Here is a 17,314-nt window from a genome sequence, read left to right on the forward strand (position 1 = left end):
GGCCGGCGCCGGGGCTCAGGGAACGGCCACCCCGAGCGCCCCGATCAACCGAGATCGTTCAGGACGGCCCAGGGATCCGAGCCGGAGCCGCTGTCCAGGGCGGTGATCCGGCGGCGCAGGGTCCACTGCTGACCGGCGGCCAGGGTGATCTCGCGCAGACTCATGATCCAGTTGCCGTTGCCGTAACCGAGGAAGTCGGCGTCGTCGTACACGATGCCGTAGACCTGCCGATCACTGCCTGTCATCCCGATCCACGGACCGTCGGGCGCATAGTCGGCCGGGCTCCCGTACGGCGTCGCGATGGTGCCGTGGCCGGGCACGCCGCTGCGCTGGCCGGGGCCGTCATGATCAACGGCGTCGCCGCACCAGACGGTGATCGGTGCGGTGCCGGTGTTGTCGATCTTGGTCTCGACGGTGATCCACGGATCCTCGGCGCCGACCGCATAGGTCGTGGTCACGGCCAGGGCTGCGGCCTCGGCGGCCCGGCCGGTGGTGGTGATCATGGCCCGGTCGCCGTCAACGGTCACCGCGTCGCAGCGGACCAGGCCGCGCTGCCAGGCCTCGGTCCCGGTCGGCCGGCTGGTCGCCACCAGACCGAGGTTGATCCAGTCGAGTTGATCAAGGTGGCCGACCGCGGCCAGGTTGATCGGCTTGCCCGGGGTCGCGCCGGGCAACTGACCGTCGGCGAACTCGCGGGCGACGGTCATCGCCAGTGACCCGTTGCCGATCATGGCGTCCCGGCTGCTGCCCTCCGAGTTCGGCCCCGGCAGGTAACGCCCGGTCGCCGCATACGGCTGGTCGTCGCGATCAAGATCGAAATCCCCGTCCACGGTGCCGCCCGAACCGACGGTGACCGGCCGACTGCTCGACCGGTAGCCGACGGCGTGCGCCTCCAGCGTGTAACTGCCCGGCGGCACGAACAGGTTCCACCGCCCGGCCGCGTCGGTCCAACGGCGGACCAGCACCGAGCCGTCGCCGCGCCGGACCAGCAGCTCGGCGTTGACCAGCGGATCATCGCCGGAGACGATCGTGCCGGCGATGCCGTCGCCGCCGCCGACCTGGTTCGCCCCCGGCTCGCCGTCGCGCACCTCGAAGCTGGCCAGCGTGTACGCCGGCGAGGCGCCGTCGCCCGGATTGAGCACGATCCGCAGGTCCGACGTCCAGCGCTCCGGAGTGATCTCGCACAGCGTGTAGCCGCGATAGCCGCCCTCGTACAGCTTGACGTGCGGATTGGCCGGCAGCCCCTGGCGCACCGCGGCGTCCCAGCCGATCCCGGAGGAGATCGACGTCGCGACGAACTCGCTGGCCAGCACCTCCGACCGCGGGTCGTCGAAGTCGGCCAGCACGTCGTTGACCCAGGCCGAATGCCAGTCGCCGCCGATGATCACCGGGTTGGACGGGCGGTGGGTGGCGAGGGTGTCCAGGATCCTTTGCCGGGCAGCCGGATAGCCGTCCCACTGATCAAGGTTGTACGCCAGCCCGGGACCAAGATCATAATCGAACCGGGAGAAGATCGTCTGCTGCGCGATCACGTTCCACCGGGCGTTGGAGGTCTTCAGCCCGGTCAGCAACCAGCGCTCCTGCTCCGGCCCGGTCAGGGTGCGATCGTCCTCGTACACCTCGTCGCAGGGTGGCGTGTTCATGCCGTCGCCGCAGGCCTGATCACTGCGATACTGCCGGGTGTCCAGCACCGAGAACTCGGCCAGCCGGCCCCAGCGGAAGCGGCGATAGACCTGCCAGTCCGAACCCTTCGGCTGCGTCCGCATCGGCAGGTGCTCGTAGTAGGCCTGGAACGCGTTGGCCTGCCGCTCGTCCCAGGGAGTGCCGTCCGGGCTGCCCTGATGATCATCGGCCCAGTTGTTGAGCACCTCGTGGTCGTCCCAGACCGTGATGAACGGGAACCGGGCGTGGGCGTCGCGCAGATCGGGCGAGCTCTTGTAGAGCGCGTGCAGCCGGCGGAATTCGGCCAAGCTGCCGGCGGCCGTTTCATAGATGTAGTCGCCGAGATGCAGCACCAGATCAAGGTCCTGCTCGGCCAGGTCGCGGTAGGCGGAGTAGCGGCCGCCGGCCCAGGCCTGGCAGGACGCGAACGCGAAGCGGAGCCGGTCGGCCCGCTGCTGCGGCAGCGGCAGGGTCCGGGTCCGGCCGACCCGGCTGGTCGCGCCGTCGACGGAGAACCGATACCAGTGCCAGGTGTCCGGCCGCAGCTTGTCGGCGACCACCTGCACCGAGTGGGCCCGATCAGGCCGCGCCTGGGCGACCCCGCTGCGGACGATCTGTTGGAACCCTTCGTCCCGGGCGACCTCCCAGCCGACCTTGATCACCTGGTTCGGCATCCCGCCGCCGGCGGCCGGATCGTTGGCCAGCCGGGTCCAGAGTGCGACGCTGCTCGCGTCCGGGTCGGCCGATGCGACACCGAGGGTGAACGGGGCCGGGTCGAGATCGGCCGCCGCGGCGGTCTCCTGCCACAGTGCCTGCGCGCCGAGCGTCGTCGCCGTCGCGCCGCCGGCCAGCACGAGGAAGCGCCGCCGGTCCAACAGATTCGTGATCATGTCATCCCCCTGAGTTGCCACAACCCTGTCGCAGGTTGGTGTCCGGATGGCAACATCGACGTTTCCATTCGCTTTCCTGAGACACCGAGTCCTCGGCGGGGTGGTGCAGGATGGGGCCGTGACCTCGCCCGAATCCGCCGCCGCGGCGATCGCCGAGTCCATGATCGAGATCCCGGGCGGCCGGATCATGCTGCGCGACGAGGGCACCGGCCGGGCCTGGTTCGTCGACCTGGAGCCGTACGCCCTCGCCGCCCGGCCGATCACCCGGGCCGACGTCCGCGCGCTGGGGCGCGAGCCGGTCGGGCCGGGCGGGCCGCAGGCGCCGGTCACCGAGCTCTCCTGGCTCGACGCGATCGACCTCTGCAATCACCTCTCGGTCACCGCCGGCCTGCAGCCCTGCTACCGGACGGGTGCCGACCCCGACGGGCTGGACGTGACCTGGGATCGGTCGGCGGACGGTTACCGGCTGCCGACCGAGGCCGAATGGGAGTACTCCTGCCGGGCCGGCGACCCGGGCGTCCGGTACGGCGACCTGGACGAGATCGCCTGGCATCGCGGCAATTCCGGCGGTGCGCCGCACCCCGTGGCGACCCGCGCGCCGAACGCCTGGCGGCTGTTCGACCTGATCGGCAACGTCTGGGAATGGTGTTGGGATCACTACGATCCCGAGGTGTACGGGCCGTACCGGGTCTTTCGCGGCGGCGGTTGGAATGATCAACCGCGGGCCTGTCGTGCCTCCTGCCGGCGGAAGAGCCACCCCAGCTTCCGGATGGACGACCTCGGCTTCAGGGTGGCTCGCGTCGCCGGGTGTTGATCAGCCGGCCAGGAAGGATTCGGCCAGCTTGCGCGGTGCCTTGGCCAGCCAGGCGTCGGTGATCAACTCGCGCAGCTCCTTGCGGTCGATCGCCTCGAGTTGGATCAGTACGGCGGCGTACCCATCGAAGTGCGGGATGGTGAAGACGGCCGCCGAGCTGCCGGCCAGCACGCCCTCCTTCTCGGCCAGGTCGCCGACCACGACGGCGAAGATCGGCCCGCTCGGTGGGGTCTCGTCGCCGAACCGCTTGAGGTCGGCCTTGCTGAAGCCGCGGTGCCAGGCGAAGGCCTTGCCGCCGACGAACCAGGTCGGCTGCCCGTGCCGCTCGCCGGTGGTCACCTCGGGCAGCCCGGCGACGATCTTCTCGACATCCTTGACGGTCGCCATGCCCCGACCTTACGCCCGGATCGGGCGGGGGAGGAGGGAGTCGAGGGCGGCGGCGAGGGTGGCGCGGGCTTCGTCGGTGAGCGGGGCGGCCGGGGGTACGAGGGCGTCGGAGCAGATGCCGGCCCAGGCCAGAGCCGCCTTCCAACCGGCCGGCGGCTGACCGGCGCGGCAGGCCTGGACGATCGTCGAGAGCAGTCGCTGGGTGCCTTCGGCGGTGCCAAGATCACCGGCCTTGACCGCGTCGAAGACGATCCGGCCGAGGTCCGGCACCAGGTTCATCCCGGCGGCGATCATGCCGTCCGCGCCGAGCACCAGGGAGGCCAGCAGCAGGGTGTCGCTGCCGGTGAGCACCGCGAAGTCGGCGTCGGCCGTGGCGTGCAGCACCAGTTGCAGATATTCGAGATCGCGGCTGCTGTCCTTGATCCCGATCACCCCGGGCAGCGCGGCCAACTCGGCCACCGCCGCCGGCGCGATGCTGATCTTGGTGAACACCGGGATGTTGTAGAGCACCAGCGGGCAGTCGGTGTGTTCGGTCACCGTCCGATACCAGGCCACCACCTCGGCCGGGGCCTGCGGATAGTACGCGGGCGGGGCCAGCAATACCGCGCTCGCGCCGGCCGCGGCCAGGTCGTTGACCTCGGCGATCGCGTCGGGCAGGTTCAGCGACGAGGCGCCCGGCAGCACCACCCGGTCGGGTCCGACCCGTTCCCGTACGGTCTGCAAGATCGTCAACCGCTGCGCGCGGGTCAGCCGCGGCCCCTCGCCCGTTGACCCGGTCGGGCAGATCGCGTCGATCCCGCCGCCGACGACCCGGTCCACCAGTCGCTCCAGCCCAGCCGGGTCGAGGTGACCGGTGCCGGGATCGATCGGCGTGGCCAGCGCGACGTGCACTCCGTGCAATCCCTGAACGTCCACCGTCGCCTCCTCGTCGTCGACCACCCCGAGTCTGACAAGTCGCGGGTCGGGTCACCACTCCGCGTACCGTCCGTCGGGATGCCGCCGCCATCGCTCACGCCAATGTCTGACCAGTTGTCAAGATTTCGGGCAGCCTCCGGATCCTGTCCGGCCGATCGCTCGTACCCTCGGTCGGGGGTCGATGATCATGCGCCCCTCGCATACCGGAGAGGCCGTCGTGCGGCCGTCGCTCGTGAGGAGACCAGATGACGTTGTCCGATGCCCAGGATGATCAGACCGGCACGGGACGGGTCGTATCACCCGACTCCCGGGCCACCCGGGCCGGACAAGAGGTGCTGGCCGCCGGCGGCACCGCCGCCGATGCGGTGATCGCGACCGGAGCCGTGCTCTGCGTCGTCTCCCCACACATGGTCACCATCGGCGGCGACAGCTGGACCCTGGCCGGACCCGCCGACGGTGAGATCGTGGCGATCAACGGCACCGGCCGGGCGCCGGCCGGCCTCACCCCCGACCTGCTCCGCGCCCTCGGTCACCAGGCAATGCCCGGCAGCGGCGTGCACAGCATCAGCGTGCCCGGACTGCCCTCCGCCTGGGCCGAACTGCACGCCCGGTTCGGCCGGATCCCGTTCGCCGAGCTGTTGGCCCCGGCGATCGCGTACGCCCGGGACGGTGCGACCGTCGCGCCCAGCCTGGCCCGCGATCTGGTCGACTACGGCAGCCGGCTGGTCCGCGATCCCGGAGCCCGGCCGCTGTTCTTCACCGCCGACGGATTCCCGCTGACCGAGGGCGACACGTACGTCCAATCGGCCCTGGCCGGCAGCCTCGAGGCGCTGGCCGCCGAGGGTGTCGGCGCGCTCTACGGCGGCGAGGTGGGGGCGGCGTATGCCCGCGGCCTCGCCATCCATGGCGGCTCGATGACCCGGGATGATCTGAGCCGGCACCGGGCCGACGTGCTGCCGCCGCTGGCCGGCCGGTGGCGGGACGCCGAGGTGCTCACCGCGCCGCCGAACTCCCAGGGCTTCGCGCTGCTGAAGATGCTCGCCCTGGCCGACGAGCTCGGGCTGACCGATCCGCTGGCCGCCGAACAAGCGGTCGCATTCGTCCGGCTGCTCGACCTGGCCGGTGCCCAGCGGGATGCCCGGTCCGCCGACCCGGAGGCGGTCGCGGTCGATCTCGCCGCGGTGCTCGACGCCGCCGTCGTCCGGCGTGACGCCGGAACCCTCGGCCGCGCGCCGGTGCCGGCCACGGGCCCGCCGCCGCGACTGGACGGGGACACGATCGGCATCGCGGCCGCCGACGGCGAGGGCCTGTGGATCAGCTCGCTGCAGAGCGTCGCCGGCACCTTCGGCTCGCTCGTGCTGGAGCCGACCACCGGCATCATCGGCCACAACCGGGCCAGCGGTTTCAGCCTCGACCCGGCTCGGCCCAACCTGCTGGCCGGCGGCCGCCGCCCGCCGCACACCCTGATGCCGTGCCTGGTCCGGCGCGCCGGCCGGGTCGTCGCCACGGTCGCCACCATGGGCGGCCGCAGCCAGCCCGCGATCGCCGCCCAGCTGATCACCCGGCTCTCCCTCGGCCAGTCCGCCGAGCAGGCGATCGACGCTCCGCGCTACGTCGTCACCCCCGCCACCGGACCGGGCGGCGGACCCGAGGTGCTGGTCGAAGCCACCGCTCCCGGCGACGTCCGAGACACGCTCGTCGCCACCTTCGGCGCCGAAGTGATCACCGGCCCGGAGAACCGCTTCGGCCACGCCCACCTGATCCGCGCCACCTCCGACGGCACCCTCGACGCCGCCACCGACCCGCGCGCGGACGGCCGCGGCTGAATCCCGCACCTGTACTCGGCTCGGGGTCGTCGAGTGGGACGAAAGCGACGTGAGATGGGCCGGTCGACGTCACTAACGTCCCACTCGACGTCGCCCAACCGACAGCCGGCCGGCCCAGACCCACCCGCCGCCGAACCTGCCCCCCTTCGCTGCGTTTGTGGCCCCGGCAACGCTTCACGGAACGACACCGCGAACTCGGTGCTCACTCAACCGGGTCTCGCGCGCCGAATTGAGCCTTCGGAGTGGGCTGGATTGGCCGGCAGGCGCCGACGTACTCGGCTCGGGGCGTCGAGTGGGACGAAAGCGACGTGAGATCGGCCGATCGACGTCACTAACGTCCCACTCGACGTCGCCCGACCGGCAGCCGGCGGCCCAGACCCACCCGCCGCCGAACCTGCCCTCCTTCGCTGCGCCTGAAATCCCTCCAACCACGCTCACGGCAACGACACCGCGGCCTCGGCGCCCACCCAACCGGGTCTCGCGGACGAGCGGTGCGGGCGGGAGGTTAGGGTCTCGGGATGACGCCGCGCCTGTTGTACCGGATCGTTGCGATCGCGGAGGCGATCACCTGGACGTTGTTGATCATCGGACTGATCCTGCGGGCGACCGGGATGACCGAGCTGGGGGTGCGGATCGGCGGGGGCGTGCACGGGTTCGCGTTTCTCTGTTACGTCCTGGCGACGCTGTTCGCCGGGCTCAACCTCGGCTGGCGCCGGTCCGTGATCTTGGTCGGACTGGCCAGCGCGATCGTGCCGTGGGCGACGATCCCGTTCGAGCGCTGGGCCGAGCGGCGCGGCCTGCTCGCGGGCGACTGGCAGCGGCACGGCGACGGACGGCTGGCCCGGCTGACCGGCTGGGTGTTGCGTCATCCGATCCCGGCGGCCGCGATCGCCCTGGCCGCCGTCGCCATCGCCTTCGGCACCCTGCTCTGGCTCGGCCCGCCGACCGGCTGGTCGACCCGCTTCGCCTGATTCCCCCATCACGGAGACCTTGGGACGACTCGGCGCCGCCGGGTCGGTGAGGTTAGCCTTAGTGCCGGCCGTCGGCGACCTCACAGCGAGGGCGGCCGCACCGTCATCCCAGGAATCCGTCAGGAAGGGCCGCCCGGGTGAAGAACACGAGCGACCGTGCGCGGTCTCGCGGACTGCTCCGCACCGTGCTGCGCAACCAGCGGCGCAAGACGATCGTCGGCGGCCTGATGGTCACGTCGCACCAGGTCTGCGAGGCGCTGGTGCCGCTGGCGATCGGGCTGACCATCGATCAGGCGGTGGCCACCGGGGTCACCTCGGCCATGATCATCGCGGTGCTCGGCGTCCTCGGGTTGTTCGCGGTGCTGGCGTTCTCGGCGGCGTACGGCTATCGCACGGTTGACGCCGCGGCCTACGAGGAGGCGCACCGACTCCGGACCGACGCCGTGCACGGCGTGCTCGCCGATCCGAAGCGGGGGGCCGACCGGCGGACCGGCGAACTGTTGTCGATCGCCACCTCCGACGCGCTCGCGGCGGCGGAGATCACCGCGTTCATCTCGACCCTGTTCGCCGCCACGGCCGGGATCGCGGTCTCGGTCGTGGTGCTGCTCCGGGTCGATCTGTTCCTCGGCATCGCGCTGATCGTGGTGGTGCCGCTGTTGCTGCTCGGCGTCGACCGGCTCAGTCCCTGGCTGGAACAGCGGTTGCACGCCCAGCAGCAGACCGGCGGGCTCGCTGCGGCCACCGCGGCCGAACTGGTCGCCGGGCTGCGGCCGCTGCGCGGCTTCGGCGGGGTGGGCGAGGCGACCCGGCGGTACGGAATCGCCAGCCGGGCCTCGCTCGACGCCACCCGGTCGGCGGCGACGGCCTCGTCGGTGGTCACCGGCTCGGGCCTGCTGGCGACCGGATTGGTCATGGCCGGCACGTCGATCGCGGCGGTGCTGATGGCGCTGGCCGGCCGGATCACGGTCGGCGAACTGGTCACCGTGGTCGCAATGGCATCCTTCCTCGCCGATCCGGTCCGCACGGTCGCGGCCTGCATCGGCGGGCTGGCCGCCGCCCGCGCCAGCGCTTCCCGGCTGGTGCCGCTGCTCGGCCGGTCCGAACCGGAGTCGGTCGCGGACGGCAACGGGGCCGGGCCGTTGATCTTCGACCGGGTCGGCCACGGGCCGGTGCGCGGCCTGGACCTGACCGTCGGGTCGGACACCATGATCGGGATCGCGTACGCCGACCCGGCGGCCGCCACCACCGTGCTCGGATTGATCACCGGCAGCACCGAGCCCGAGGCCGGCGCGGTGACCTGGGCCGGGCGCCCGACGACCGAGGTGCCGCAGTCGACGCTGCGCCGGCAACTGCTGGCCGAGCCACATGCGACCGAACTGCTCGGCGGCACCCTGGGCGCGGCGATGCGGACGGGTGATCGACCGGATCCGGCGCTGCGGACCGCCGCCCTGGCCGCGGCCGGCGCCGACGATGTGTTGACCAGTCTCCGCTCCGGCACTCCGGCGGCGGAAGATGATCTTGATCGGCTGACCCTGCTGGACCAGGCGGCCAACCTCTCCGGCGGCCAGCGGCAGCGGGTGGCGCTGGCCCGGGCGATTGCCGCTGGACGGCCGGTGCTGGTGTTGCACGATCCGCTGACCGCCGTCGACGCGGTGACCGAGGAGCAGGTGTCCGGCCGGCTGCACGAGGCCCGGCAACGGATCACCCCGGGAGCGGCGACGATCGTGATCACCACGTCGCCGGCGCTGCTCTCCCGCTGTGATCAGGTGGCCTGGCTGCCGGCCGCCGGCCCGGCCCGGATCGCCGACCATGATCAACTCCTGGCCGAGCCCGACTATGCGGCGGTGGTGCTGCGATGACGTCCGATCAGCTGACCTCCGAACGCACCGACCCGGCGGATCAGGGGACGACCGACCTGCTGCCCATCGCCAGCCTGCGGACCACCGGCCGGGCCGTGCTGCGCCGGCTCCGGGCCCATCCGGCGCAGCTGACCGCGGCACTGCTGCTGAGCACGGCCAGCAGTGCCGGGACGGTCGGGATGCCGATCGTGCTCGGCGCCCTGGTCGACCAGGTCCCGGTCGTCGCGCGGACCGGCGACAGTGCGCCGTTGATCATGTTGATCATCGCCCTGGTGCTGATCATGCTGGTCACCGTGGTGCTGACCGCGGCCGCCGGCCGGGCGCTGCAGCGGCTCGCCGCCCAGGTCGGCGCCGACCTGCGCGAACGGGTGGTGCAGCGGGCGCTGCGGCTGGACACCAAGGTGCTGGAACGCGCCGGGCACGGCGACATCGCCTCCCGGGTGACCGACGACGTCGAGCTGTTCATGGGTGCCATTCCGGTGCTCTCCGGGGTGACGGCGTCGCTGGTCACGGTCGTGGTGGCGGCGATCGGCTTCGTCAGCCTGGACTGGCGGCTGGCCCTCGCCTTCGCCGCCGTACTGCCGGTGCACCTGTTCGGCCTGCGTTGGTATCTGCCGCGGTCCGGACCGATGTATGCGGCCGAGCGCCGGCTGTCCGCCGAACGGTCCCGGGTGCTGCTGTCCTCGCTGCGCGGCCGGCCGACGGTGACCGCGTACCAGATGGCCGAGCTGCAGTCCGGCCGGTTGCGTCGGGCGTCGCAGTCGGCGCTGGAGGCCTCGATCGGGCTGCTCAAGCTGGTCGCCCGGTTCGCGCTGACCCTCAACTTCGCCGAGGCGGTCGGGCTGAGCGCGGTGCTGGCGACCGGCTTCCTGCTGGTTCGGGCCGACCTGGTCACGGTCGGCGCGGTGACCGCGGCCGCGCTGCTGTTCCACCGGCTGTTCGGCCCGCTCGGCTGGCTGCTGATGTCGGTCGACGACGTGCAGCGGGCCGGTGCCGCGCTGGCCCGGATGGTCGGCGTCTCCGAGATCCCGGATCCGGATCCGACGCCGCTGCCGAAGCCGCGCGGCGCCGTCACGGTCCGGGCCGACGGGGTCGGGCACGCCTACGTCGAGGGCCATCTGGTGCTGGACCGGGTGGAGTTGGAGATCCCGGCCGGCAGTTCGGTGGCCCTGGTCGGCGCCAGCGGAGCCGGCAAGACCACGTTGGCCGGCATCGTCGGCGGGGCGATCACGCCGACCGTCGGCACGGTCCGGCTCAGCGACGGCGAGCACGAGCTGGTGCTGTCCGCCGATCCCGCCGCCGTGGACGAGGACGAGCTGCGCGACTGGGTCGGCATCGTCGCCCAGGAGACGTACGTCTTCACCGGGACGCTGCGCGAGGAGCTCACCCTGGCCCGGCCCGGCATCACCGACGCCGAGATCTGGGACATCCTGGAAGCCGTCTCCGCCGCCGGCTGGGTCCGGGCGCTGCCGGAGGAGCTGGACACCCCGGTCGGCCCCAACACCGCCGTGCTCAGCGCCGCCCACGTGCAGCAACTCGCGCTGGCCCGGCTGCTCGCCCGCAACCCGCCGTTGGTCGTCCTGGACGAGGCGACCGCCGAGGCGGGCAGTGCCGGCGCCCGGCAACTGGAGGCCGCCGGCCGCTCGTTGATCAAGGGCCGGACCGCCCTGATCGTCGCCCACCGGCTGACCCAGGCCCGCGAGTGCGACCGGATCGTCGTGATGGACGCCGGCCGGATCGTCGAGTCCGGCAGCCACGACGAACTGGTCGCCGCCGGCGGCCGCTACGCCACCCTCTGGCACACCTGGTCCGGCCACTGACCCAAACCCCCGACTTGTCAGAAGCAGGGCACGCTATAGCGTGCCGAGAGTCTGACAAGTCGGGGTTGTTCAGAGGGCTTTGACCTCGGTGAGGAGCTTGGCCATGGTGTCCTTGGCGTCGCCGAAGAGGAGGCTGGTGGTCGGGGCGTAGAGGAGCTCGTTCTCGATCCCGGCGAAGCCCGGGCGCATCGAGCGCTTCATGAAGATCACCTGTTTCGCGTCGGCCACCTTCAAGATCGGCATGCCGTAGATCGGTGCGGCCGGGTCCGTCTCGGCGGCGGGGTTGACGACGTCGTTGGCGCCGACCACCAGCACCACGTCGGTCTGCGCGAAGTCGCCGTTGATCTCGGTCATCTCCTTGAGCTGTGGGTACGGGACCTGAGCCTCGGCCAACAGCACGTTCATGTGGCCCGGCATCCGGCCGGCGACCGGGTGGATCGCGTAGTCCACCCGGGTGCCGCGCTGCTGCAGCACCTCGACCAGCTGCTGCAGCGTGTGCTGGGCCTGGGCCACGGCGAGTCCGTACCCGGGGACGATGATCACCCGGCCGGCGTAACCGAGCATCATCGCGACATCACCGGGCTGGGCCGACTTCACCGGCCGGTCGCTGAGCTTGGTCGAGCCGAGCGTCGAGCCGCCGCGGAGCGCGCCGAACAGGGTGCTGATCAATGAGCGGCCCATCGCCCGGGCCATCAAGATCGTCAGCAGCGTGCCGGCGGCCCCGACCAGGGTGCCGGCGACCAGCAGCAACAGGTTCTGGAAGACATAGCCGGTGGCGGCGACGCTCAGCCCGGTGAACGCGTTGAGCAGCGAGATCACGATCGGCACGTCGGCGCCGCCGACCGGCAGCACCAGCAGCACTCCGAGCGCCAGGCCGAGCAGGGCCAGCAGACTGCCGACGCCGACCGACGGGGCCAGCACCACGCCCACCGCGGTGCCGATCGCCGCCAGCAGACAGGCGACGTAGACGATCGGGTAGCCGAGGAAGATCACCGGCCGGGTGGTCATCCACTCCTGCAGCTTGAGGAAGGTGACGATCGAGCCGGCGAAGCTGATCGAGCCGATCAAGATCGTGAACACCGTGGCGATCAGATCGATCACCGCGGCGCCGGACGCGGTCAGGGTGCGCAGCTCGACCAGCGCGACGATCGCCGCGGCCCCGCCGCCGACCCCGTTGAACAGGGCGACCAGTTGCGGCATCGCGGTCATCTTCACCCGGTACGCGCCGACCACCCCGATCGCCGTACCGATGGCGATCGCGATCATGATCGGCAGTAGATGATCAAGGGGAGCGGAGAAGAAGACGATCACGCAGGCGAGGACGGCGCCGACCGCCCCGATCAGGTTGCCGCGCCGCGCGTGCTGGGGCGAGGAGAGCCCCTTCAGAGCCAGGATGAAGCAGACCGCGACCAGCAGATAGCCGAGCTGCACCCAGGACGCCGCCGTCACCGATCACTCCTGCCGTCGCCCACGCTGCGGCTGGACCCGTCGCCGGGTGGAAGCTGCTTGGGCCGGGTGAACATCTGCAGCATCCGGTCGGTGACCACGAAGCCGCCGGCCATGTTGATCGACGCCAGCACGACGGCGATCAGAGCCAAGATCAACACCGGAGTCCTGGTCGCGGTGCCGGCGGCGATGATCGCGCCGACCAGGATCACCCCGTGGATCGCGTTCGCCCCGGACATCAGCGGCGTGTGCAGGGTCGAGGACACCTTGGAGATCGTCTCGATGCCGACGAACACGGCCAGCACGAAGAAGGTCAGCCAGACGATCGGTTCACTCATTCCGCGCCACCACCTGAGTGTCCTCGAAGAGCTCCGCCGCCGGCGGATGGGTGATCTTGCCGTCCCGGGTCAGGCACATCCCGGCGACGATCTCATCGGCGTAGTCCGGCGCGAAGCTCGAGTCCCGGGTCAACAGCGTGATCACGTTCGCCACGTTCTGGGCATACAGCCGGCTCGCCGGGCCGGGCAGCTGACTGGGCACGTTGTGCCCGCCCCAGAGCCGGGCCGGCCCGAGCCGGGTCACGGCGCCCGCCTCGACCCCCTCGACGTTGCCGCCGCTGTCGGCGGCGAGATCGATGATCACCGAGTCCGGCTTCATCGCCGCGGCCATCGTCTTGGTGATCAACACCGGCGCCCTACGGTTGGGCACTGCGGCGGTGGTGATCACCGCGTCGGCGGCGGCCAGATAGGGCGCCAGCTTCTCCTGCTGCTGCCGGGCCCGCTCGGCCGACATCTCCCGGGCGTAGCCGCCGGCGCCGTCCAGCGGCGGCAGCTCGAGGTCGATCGGAATCGCCCCCAGGGAGGCGATCTCCTCCGCCGCGGCCGGCCGGACGTCGTAGCCCTTGACCACCGCCCCCAGCCGGCGCGCGGTCGCGATGGCCTGCAGTCCGGCGACGCCGGCTCCGAGCACGACCACCTGGGCCGGCGGCACGGTCCCGGCCGCGGTCATGCTCATCGGGAAGAACTGGCGCAGCATCCCGGCCGCGACGATCGCGCCGCGATAGCCGGCGACCATGGCCTGCGAGGTCAACGCGTCCATCGCCTGGGCGCGGGAGATCCGCGGCACCAGATCCATCGCGAAGGTGGTGATGCCGGCATCCCGGCGGATCCGGACCGCGTCACCGTCGTCGACGTACGGGAAGAAGGACAGCGTGGCGGTGCCGGCCGGCAGTGTGCCGGCCAGGTCGGCGGGCAGCGGCTGTACGCCGATCACCAGGGCCGCCCCGGCCAGGAACTCTTCGGTCACGGTGGCGCCGGCCAGCCGGTACGCGTCGTCGGTGATCATGGCGCCCTCGCCGGCGCCGGGCTGGACGGCGAGCTCGTACCCGGCGGCGGACAATCCAGCGATCAGCTCGGGCACCAGCGCCACCCGGGCTTCGCCCGGCGCCGACTCTTTTGCCAGAGCGATCCGCACACCGCGAATCTAGCCGACGCCCGGCAGAACCAGCCGGACCGTGATCAGGAAGCCGGGTAGATGTCGACCATCCAGCTGACGCCGTACCGATCGGTGCACATCCCGAACTCGTCACCCCACGGCTGCTTCGCCAGCTCGACCGAGACGGTGCCGCCCTCGGCCAGCTGCTTGAAGTAGCCGCGCAGTTGATCGGCGTCGTCGCCGCTGATGCTGATGGTCATCGTCGTGCCCTGGCGGAACTCCATCCCGGGCATGATGTCGGCTGCCATCAAGGTGTAGCCGGCCGCACTGGTCAGCTGGCCGTGCATGATCTTGTCCTTGACCGCCGCGTCGTCGTTGCCGAACTCACCGAACGTGTTTGTCTTCAGCTCCCCGCCGAGCACCTCGCGATAGAACTCCAACGCCTCCAGGGCGTTGCCGTCGAAGTTGAGGTAGGGATTGAGATTCGAGGTCATCGCGCACTCCTTCGGCTGTGGTGCCGGCGCCCCTCGTCGGCATTCCGAGGGCTCCACGCTAACCCCGTCGAACGAGCCTCGCAGCCGGTTCGGGAAGTATTGATCAAGCCGGGCCGCGGGTGCCGATCGCGCCGGACAGGCTGCGGCTGAGCAGGGCGGCGGTCTCCCGGCGGGAACCGCCGTCGCGGCTGCGCTGCCAGGCGCAGAAGAGCAGCATCCAGATCACCGATTCGATCCAGTCGGCCGGCAGTTCGGGGTCGATCGTCCCGTCCCGGCGGCCGCGCTGGATCACCGCGGTCAGGCCCTGATCGGCCCGGGAGCCGTCATCCCAGCCGTCCGGATCGATCAGGGCGTTGTCGCTGAAGATCAACGACAGCACCTGGCCGAACTCGAGCAACTCCTGGCAGAGCCGGAGCACGGCCTCCAGGCCCGGGCCGTCGTCGGGGTGGGCCCGCAGGGCGGCAACCGTGAACTGCTGCTGGCACTGCTGGTCGACGGCGGCGAGCAGGGCGGCGCGGTCGGCGAAGTGCCGGTGCAGGGTCGAGCGGCCGATCCCGGCGGTGTCGCAGATGTCGCCCAGGGTCGCCGTCTGGTTCACCGACCAGGTCTCCATCGCCGCGTCGATGATCGCCCGGCGGGTCCGCTCCGACGTCGCCGACGGTGCCGGCTCGGGCGCTGCCGTGCTCTTCCGTGCCATGTTCGGAATGTACCTCTCTGGCACTCGCTTTGCCAAAAATGGGACATTCATGTTTCATAGTGGTATGAGTGAGAAGCGGGCAGCGGGTGCGGCCGATGAGGTCCTCGTGGAGATGAAGAACGCGCATCAGCTGATCCTGGTCGCGGTGACCACGGTGATCGGGCTGGTGCTCGGGTTCTTCGCACCGCGAGTGATCGGCTGGGCCCTCGGCATCGGCGGGCTGCCGTTCGAGAAGCCGATGCAACTGCTGCAGCGGATCTCCGAGTCCTGGGGCAGCTGGGTGTTGATCATCGTCGGCGGCGTGATCGGCGTGATCGGCGGCCTGATCCTGCTCAGCGGCCTGATCAGTGCCAAGATCACCGCGCGCGACATCACGATCATCAAGGGCTCGACCAAAAAGCGGTTCGCCCGCTCCCAGGTCGCCCTGGTCCTGATCGACGAGGGGCATCTGGTCCTGCGGGACTCCGCTGACGCCGACCTGGTCCGGGAGAAGATCGAGGGCAGCAACGAAGATCTGGTGACCGCGCTGCGCCGCTACGACTGGCCGATCGAGAGTGATCAGCTCGAGGGATGACACCGCATCCGGATCCTTCCCCAGGTCAGCGCTTGTTAGAGTTGCGGACACATCATGACCGATCACCCGCAACGTCTGCTTCTTCGCGCCCACAAGGATCCGCTCCGCGTCGCCTCGGCCGAGGCCACCCTGCGGCATGACCTGATCGGCGGCAACACCGGCAACCTGGTCTTCAGCCAGTCCGTCCGGCGGCTGCTGTCCACGGCTGACGCCGACATCACGACCGGCGTGTTCCGCTATCCGCCGGAGCAGATCAACGCCGAGTTCGACCACCTGGTGATCCCGCTGGCCAACGCCTTCCGGCACCGCTACACCGATCGGCTGGACCGGCTGTCCGGCCTGATCGAGAAGCTGACCATCCCGGTCACGGTGGTCGGCGTCGGTGCCCAGGCCTCCCTCGACGGCAAGGTTCCCGGGGCGAAAGTGGTCGGCCCGGCCGTGCGCCGTTTCGTGGCTGCCGTGCTGCGCCGGTCGCCGACGATCGGGGTCCGCGGCGGCTTCACGGAGTCGTACCTGCGGGGGCTCGGGTTCGCCGAGTCCGAGATCGACGTGATCGGCTGTCCGTCGATGTTCATGTACGGGCCGGACCTCAAGATCACCCGCAAGGTCGAGGCGCTGCGGCCCGATTCGCCGATCGCGCTCAACATCTCGCCGTACGTGAGCGAACTCGGCCCGATCTCCCTGGACCACGCCGAGCGCTATCCGAACCTGATCTACCAGGCTCAGAACCGGCAGAGTCTCGAACTGCTGCTGCACGGCCGCTATCCGATGAGCGAGCGCTCCAAGTTCCGTGACTCCGGCGTCCCGGTGACGCTGGAGCATCCGTTGATCCGGCAGAACCGGGTCCGGTTCTTCCTCGATCCGCGCACCTGGTTCGAGCACCTGGCCGGCTACGAGTTCTCCTTCGGTACCCGGATCCACGGCAACATCGCGGCCCTGCTGGCCGGCACCCCCGCCCTGGTGCTGGCCCATGATTCGCGCACCCTCGAACTGGCCGATTACCACCGGATCCCGCACCGCCGGATCGACGGGCTGCCGGAGCGGCCGGACGCGGCCGAGCTCTACGCCGAGTGTGACTGGGAGTCGCTGAACGAGGGTCATGCCGAGCGCTGGCAGACCTTCACCGGCTTCCTCGACCGGCATCGGCTGCGCCACGTGTACCTGCCGGGGGAGAGTGCCGAGCGATTCGACGCGGCCATTGCGGCGGCCGACTACCCGCCGCCGGTGGAGACGCTGATGGGGGTGGACCCCGAGCAGTTGTACGCCCTGAAGCGATCGGCGGGATCCACGCCGCCGGTGCTCCGGGTCAGCGCCGACGCACTCGAACTCAGGCTGCCCTGGGGCAGGATCGTCGACCGGATCCGAGGCGTCGTCCGCCGCCGGATCGGCGCCTGAGCCAGCTTCTGGCTGCCGTACGCGCAGGGTGTCCCCGTACGCGCGCTGGGGTATTCCCCTTACACACGATCACGTAGCCAACTGTCGTCGCTCACCGGATGTGGCAGGGGGTGCTCTCGATGGACTCTTG

General features: G+C 70.9%; 15 protein-coding genes. 7 read left to right on the forward strand and 8 right to left on the reverse strand.

Annotated features, from left to right (window positions below; translation table 11 throughout):
• Positions 1-44: 44 nt before the first annotated feature.
• Complete coding sequence (locus FNH24_RS06130; protein ID WP_152361232.1) at positions 45-2,552, reverse strand: alkaline phosphatase D family protein; 2,508 nt, start codon at positions 2,550-2,552, stop codon at positions 45-47.
• Positions 2,553-2,670: 118 nt separating this feature from the next.
• Between FNH24_RS06130 and FNH24_RS06135 the strand changes: the two genes are divergently transcribed.
• A complete protein-coding gene (locus FNH24_RS06135) occupies positions 2,671-3,366 on the forward strand; it encodes a formylglycine-generating enzyme family protein (RefSeq protein WP_246186771.1) in 696 nt (231 codons plus the stop codon).
• Here FNH24_RS06135 and FNH24_RS06140 read toward each other — a convergent pair whose 3' ends face one another.
• Positions 3,367-3,753, reverse strand: a complete 387-nt coding sequence (locus tag FNH24_RS06140) for an MmcQ/YjbR family DNA-binding protein (RefSeq protein WP_152361233.1) — start codon at positions 3,751-3,753, stop codon at positions 3,367-3,369. It lies immediately after the preceding gene.
• Between the two features lie 9 nt (positions 3,754-3,762).
• Positions 3,763-4,668 carry a dihydrodipicolinate synthase family protein gene (locus tag FNH24_RS06145; protein WP_161606021.1) on the reverse strand — a complete coding sequence of 302 codons (906 nt, stop codon included), beginning with the start codon at positions 4,666-4,668 and terminating at the stop codon, positions 3,763-3,765.
• A gap of 245 nt (positions 4,669-4,913) precedes the next feature.
• Here FNH24_RS06145 and FNH24_RS06150 point away from each other — a divergent pair, with 245 nt between their 5' ends.
• The 4 genes from FNH24_RS06150 (at position 4,914) to FNH24_RS06165 (ending at position 11,144) form a co-directional block, all read left to right on the forward strand.
• On the forward strand, positions 4,914-6,494 hold the full coding sequence (locus FNH24_RS06150) for a gamma-glutamyltransferase family protein (protein WP_152361235.1): 1,581 nt from the start codon (positions 4,914-4,916) through the stop codon (positions 6,492-6,494).
• Positions 6,495-7,012: 518 nt separating this feature from the next.
• Positions 7,013-7,465 (forward strand): DUF3817 domain-containing protein, encoded by a 453-nt coding sequence (locus FNH24_RS06155; RefSeq protein ID WP_152361236.1) that lies wholly within the window; start codon positions 7,013-7,015, stop codon positions 7,463-7,465.
• A gap of 137 nt (positions 7,466-7,602) precedes the next feature.
• On the forward strand, positions 7,603-9,324 hold the full coding sequence (locus FNH24_RS06160) for an ABC transporter transmembrane domain-containing protein (RefSeq protein WP_152361237.1): 1,722 nt from the start codon (positions 7,603-7,605) through the stop codon (positions 9,322-9,324).
• Positions 9,321-11,144, forward strand: a complete 1,824-nt coding sequence (locus FNH24_RS06165) for an ABC transporter ATP-binding protein (protein ID WP_152361238.1) — start codon at positions 9,321-9,323, stop codon at positions 11,142-11,144. The genes FNH24_RS06160 and FNH24_RS06165 overlap by 4 nt, the downstream gene beginning before the upstream one ends.
• A gap of 69 nt (positions 11,145-11,213) precedes the next feature.
• Here FNH24_RS06165 and FNH24_RS06170 read toward each other — a convergent pair whose 3' ends face one another.
• The 5 genes from FNH24_RS06170 to FNH24_RS06190 form a co-directional block, all read right to left on the reverse strand.
• Positions 11,214-12,593, reverse strand: coding sequence for an NAD(P)(+) transhydrogenase (Re/Si-specific) subunit beta (locus tag FNH24_RS06170; RefSeq protein ID WP_152361239.1), 1,380 nt, complete (start codon positions 12,591-12,593; stop codon positions 11,214-11,216).
• Positions 12,590-12,928: an NAD(P) transhydrogenase subunit alpha part 2 gene (locus FNH24_RS06175; protein ID WP_152361240.1), complete on the reverse strand. Its 339-nt coding sequence runs from the start codon at positions 12,926-12,928 to the stop codon at positions 12,590-12,592. The genes FNH24_RS06170 and FNH24_RS06175 overlap by 4 nt, the downstream gene beginning before the upstream one ends.
• Positions 12,921-14,063 (reverse strand): NAD(P) transhydrogenase subunit alpha, encoded by a 1,143-nt coding sequence (locus FNH24_RS06180; protein WP_152361241.1) that lies wholly within the window; start codon positions 14,061-14,063, stop codon positions 12,921-12,923. Before FNH24_RS06180 ends, FNH24_RS06175 begins: the two co-directional genes overlap by 8 nt.
• A 44-nt stretch (positions 14,064-14,107) precedes the next feature.
• The gene (locus tag FNH24_RS06185) at positions 14,108-14,518 is read right to left on the reverse strand and encodes a VOC family protein (protein WP_152361242.1); all 411 of its coding nucleotides are present in this window, start codon (positions 14,516-14,518) and stop codon (positions 14,108-14,110) included.
• Positions 14,519-14,621: 103 nt separating this feature from the next.
• Positions 14,622-15,215 (reverse strand): TetR/AcrR family transcriptional regulator, encoded by a 594-nt coding sequence (locus tag FNH24_RS06190; protein ID WP_161606022.1) that lies wholly within the window; start codon positions 15,213-15,215, stop codon positions 14,622-14,624.
• Positions 15,216-15,279: 64 nt separating this feature from the next.
• On the opposite strand from FNH24_RS06190, the gene FNH24_RS06195 reads away from it, so the two are divergent.
• The gene (locus FNH24_RS06195) at positions 15,280-15,789 is read left to right on the forward strand and encodes a YqeB family protein (RefSeq protein ID WP_152361244.1); all 510 of its coding nucleotides are present in this window, start codon (positions 15,280-15,282) and stop codon (positions 15,787-15,789) included.
• A gap of 54 nt (positions 15,790-15,843) precedes the next feature.
• Positions 15,844-17,184 carry a polysaccharide pyruvyl transferase family protein gene (locus tag FNH24_RS06200; protein WP_152361245.1) on the forward strand — a complete coding sequence of 447 codons (1,341 nt, stop codon included), beginning with the start codon at positions 15,844-15,846 and terminating at the stop codon, positions 17,182-17,184.
• The last annotated feature ends 130 nt before the right edge of the window (positions 17,185-17,314 follow it).

Origin of the sequence: Microlunatus speluncae (assembly GCF_009299835.1) — a bacterium.
Lineage (GTDB): Bacteria > Actinomycetota > Actinomycetes > Propionibacteriales > Propionibacteriaceae > Microlunatus > Microlunatus speluncae.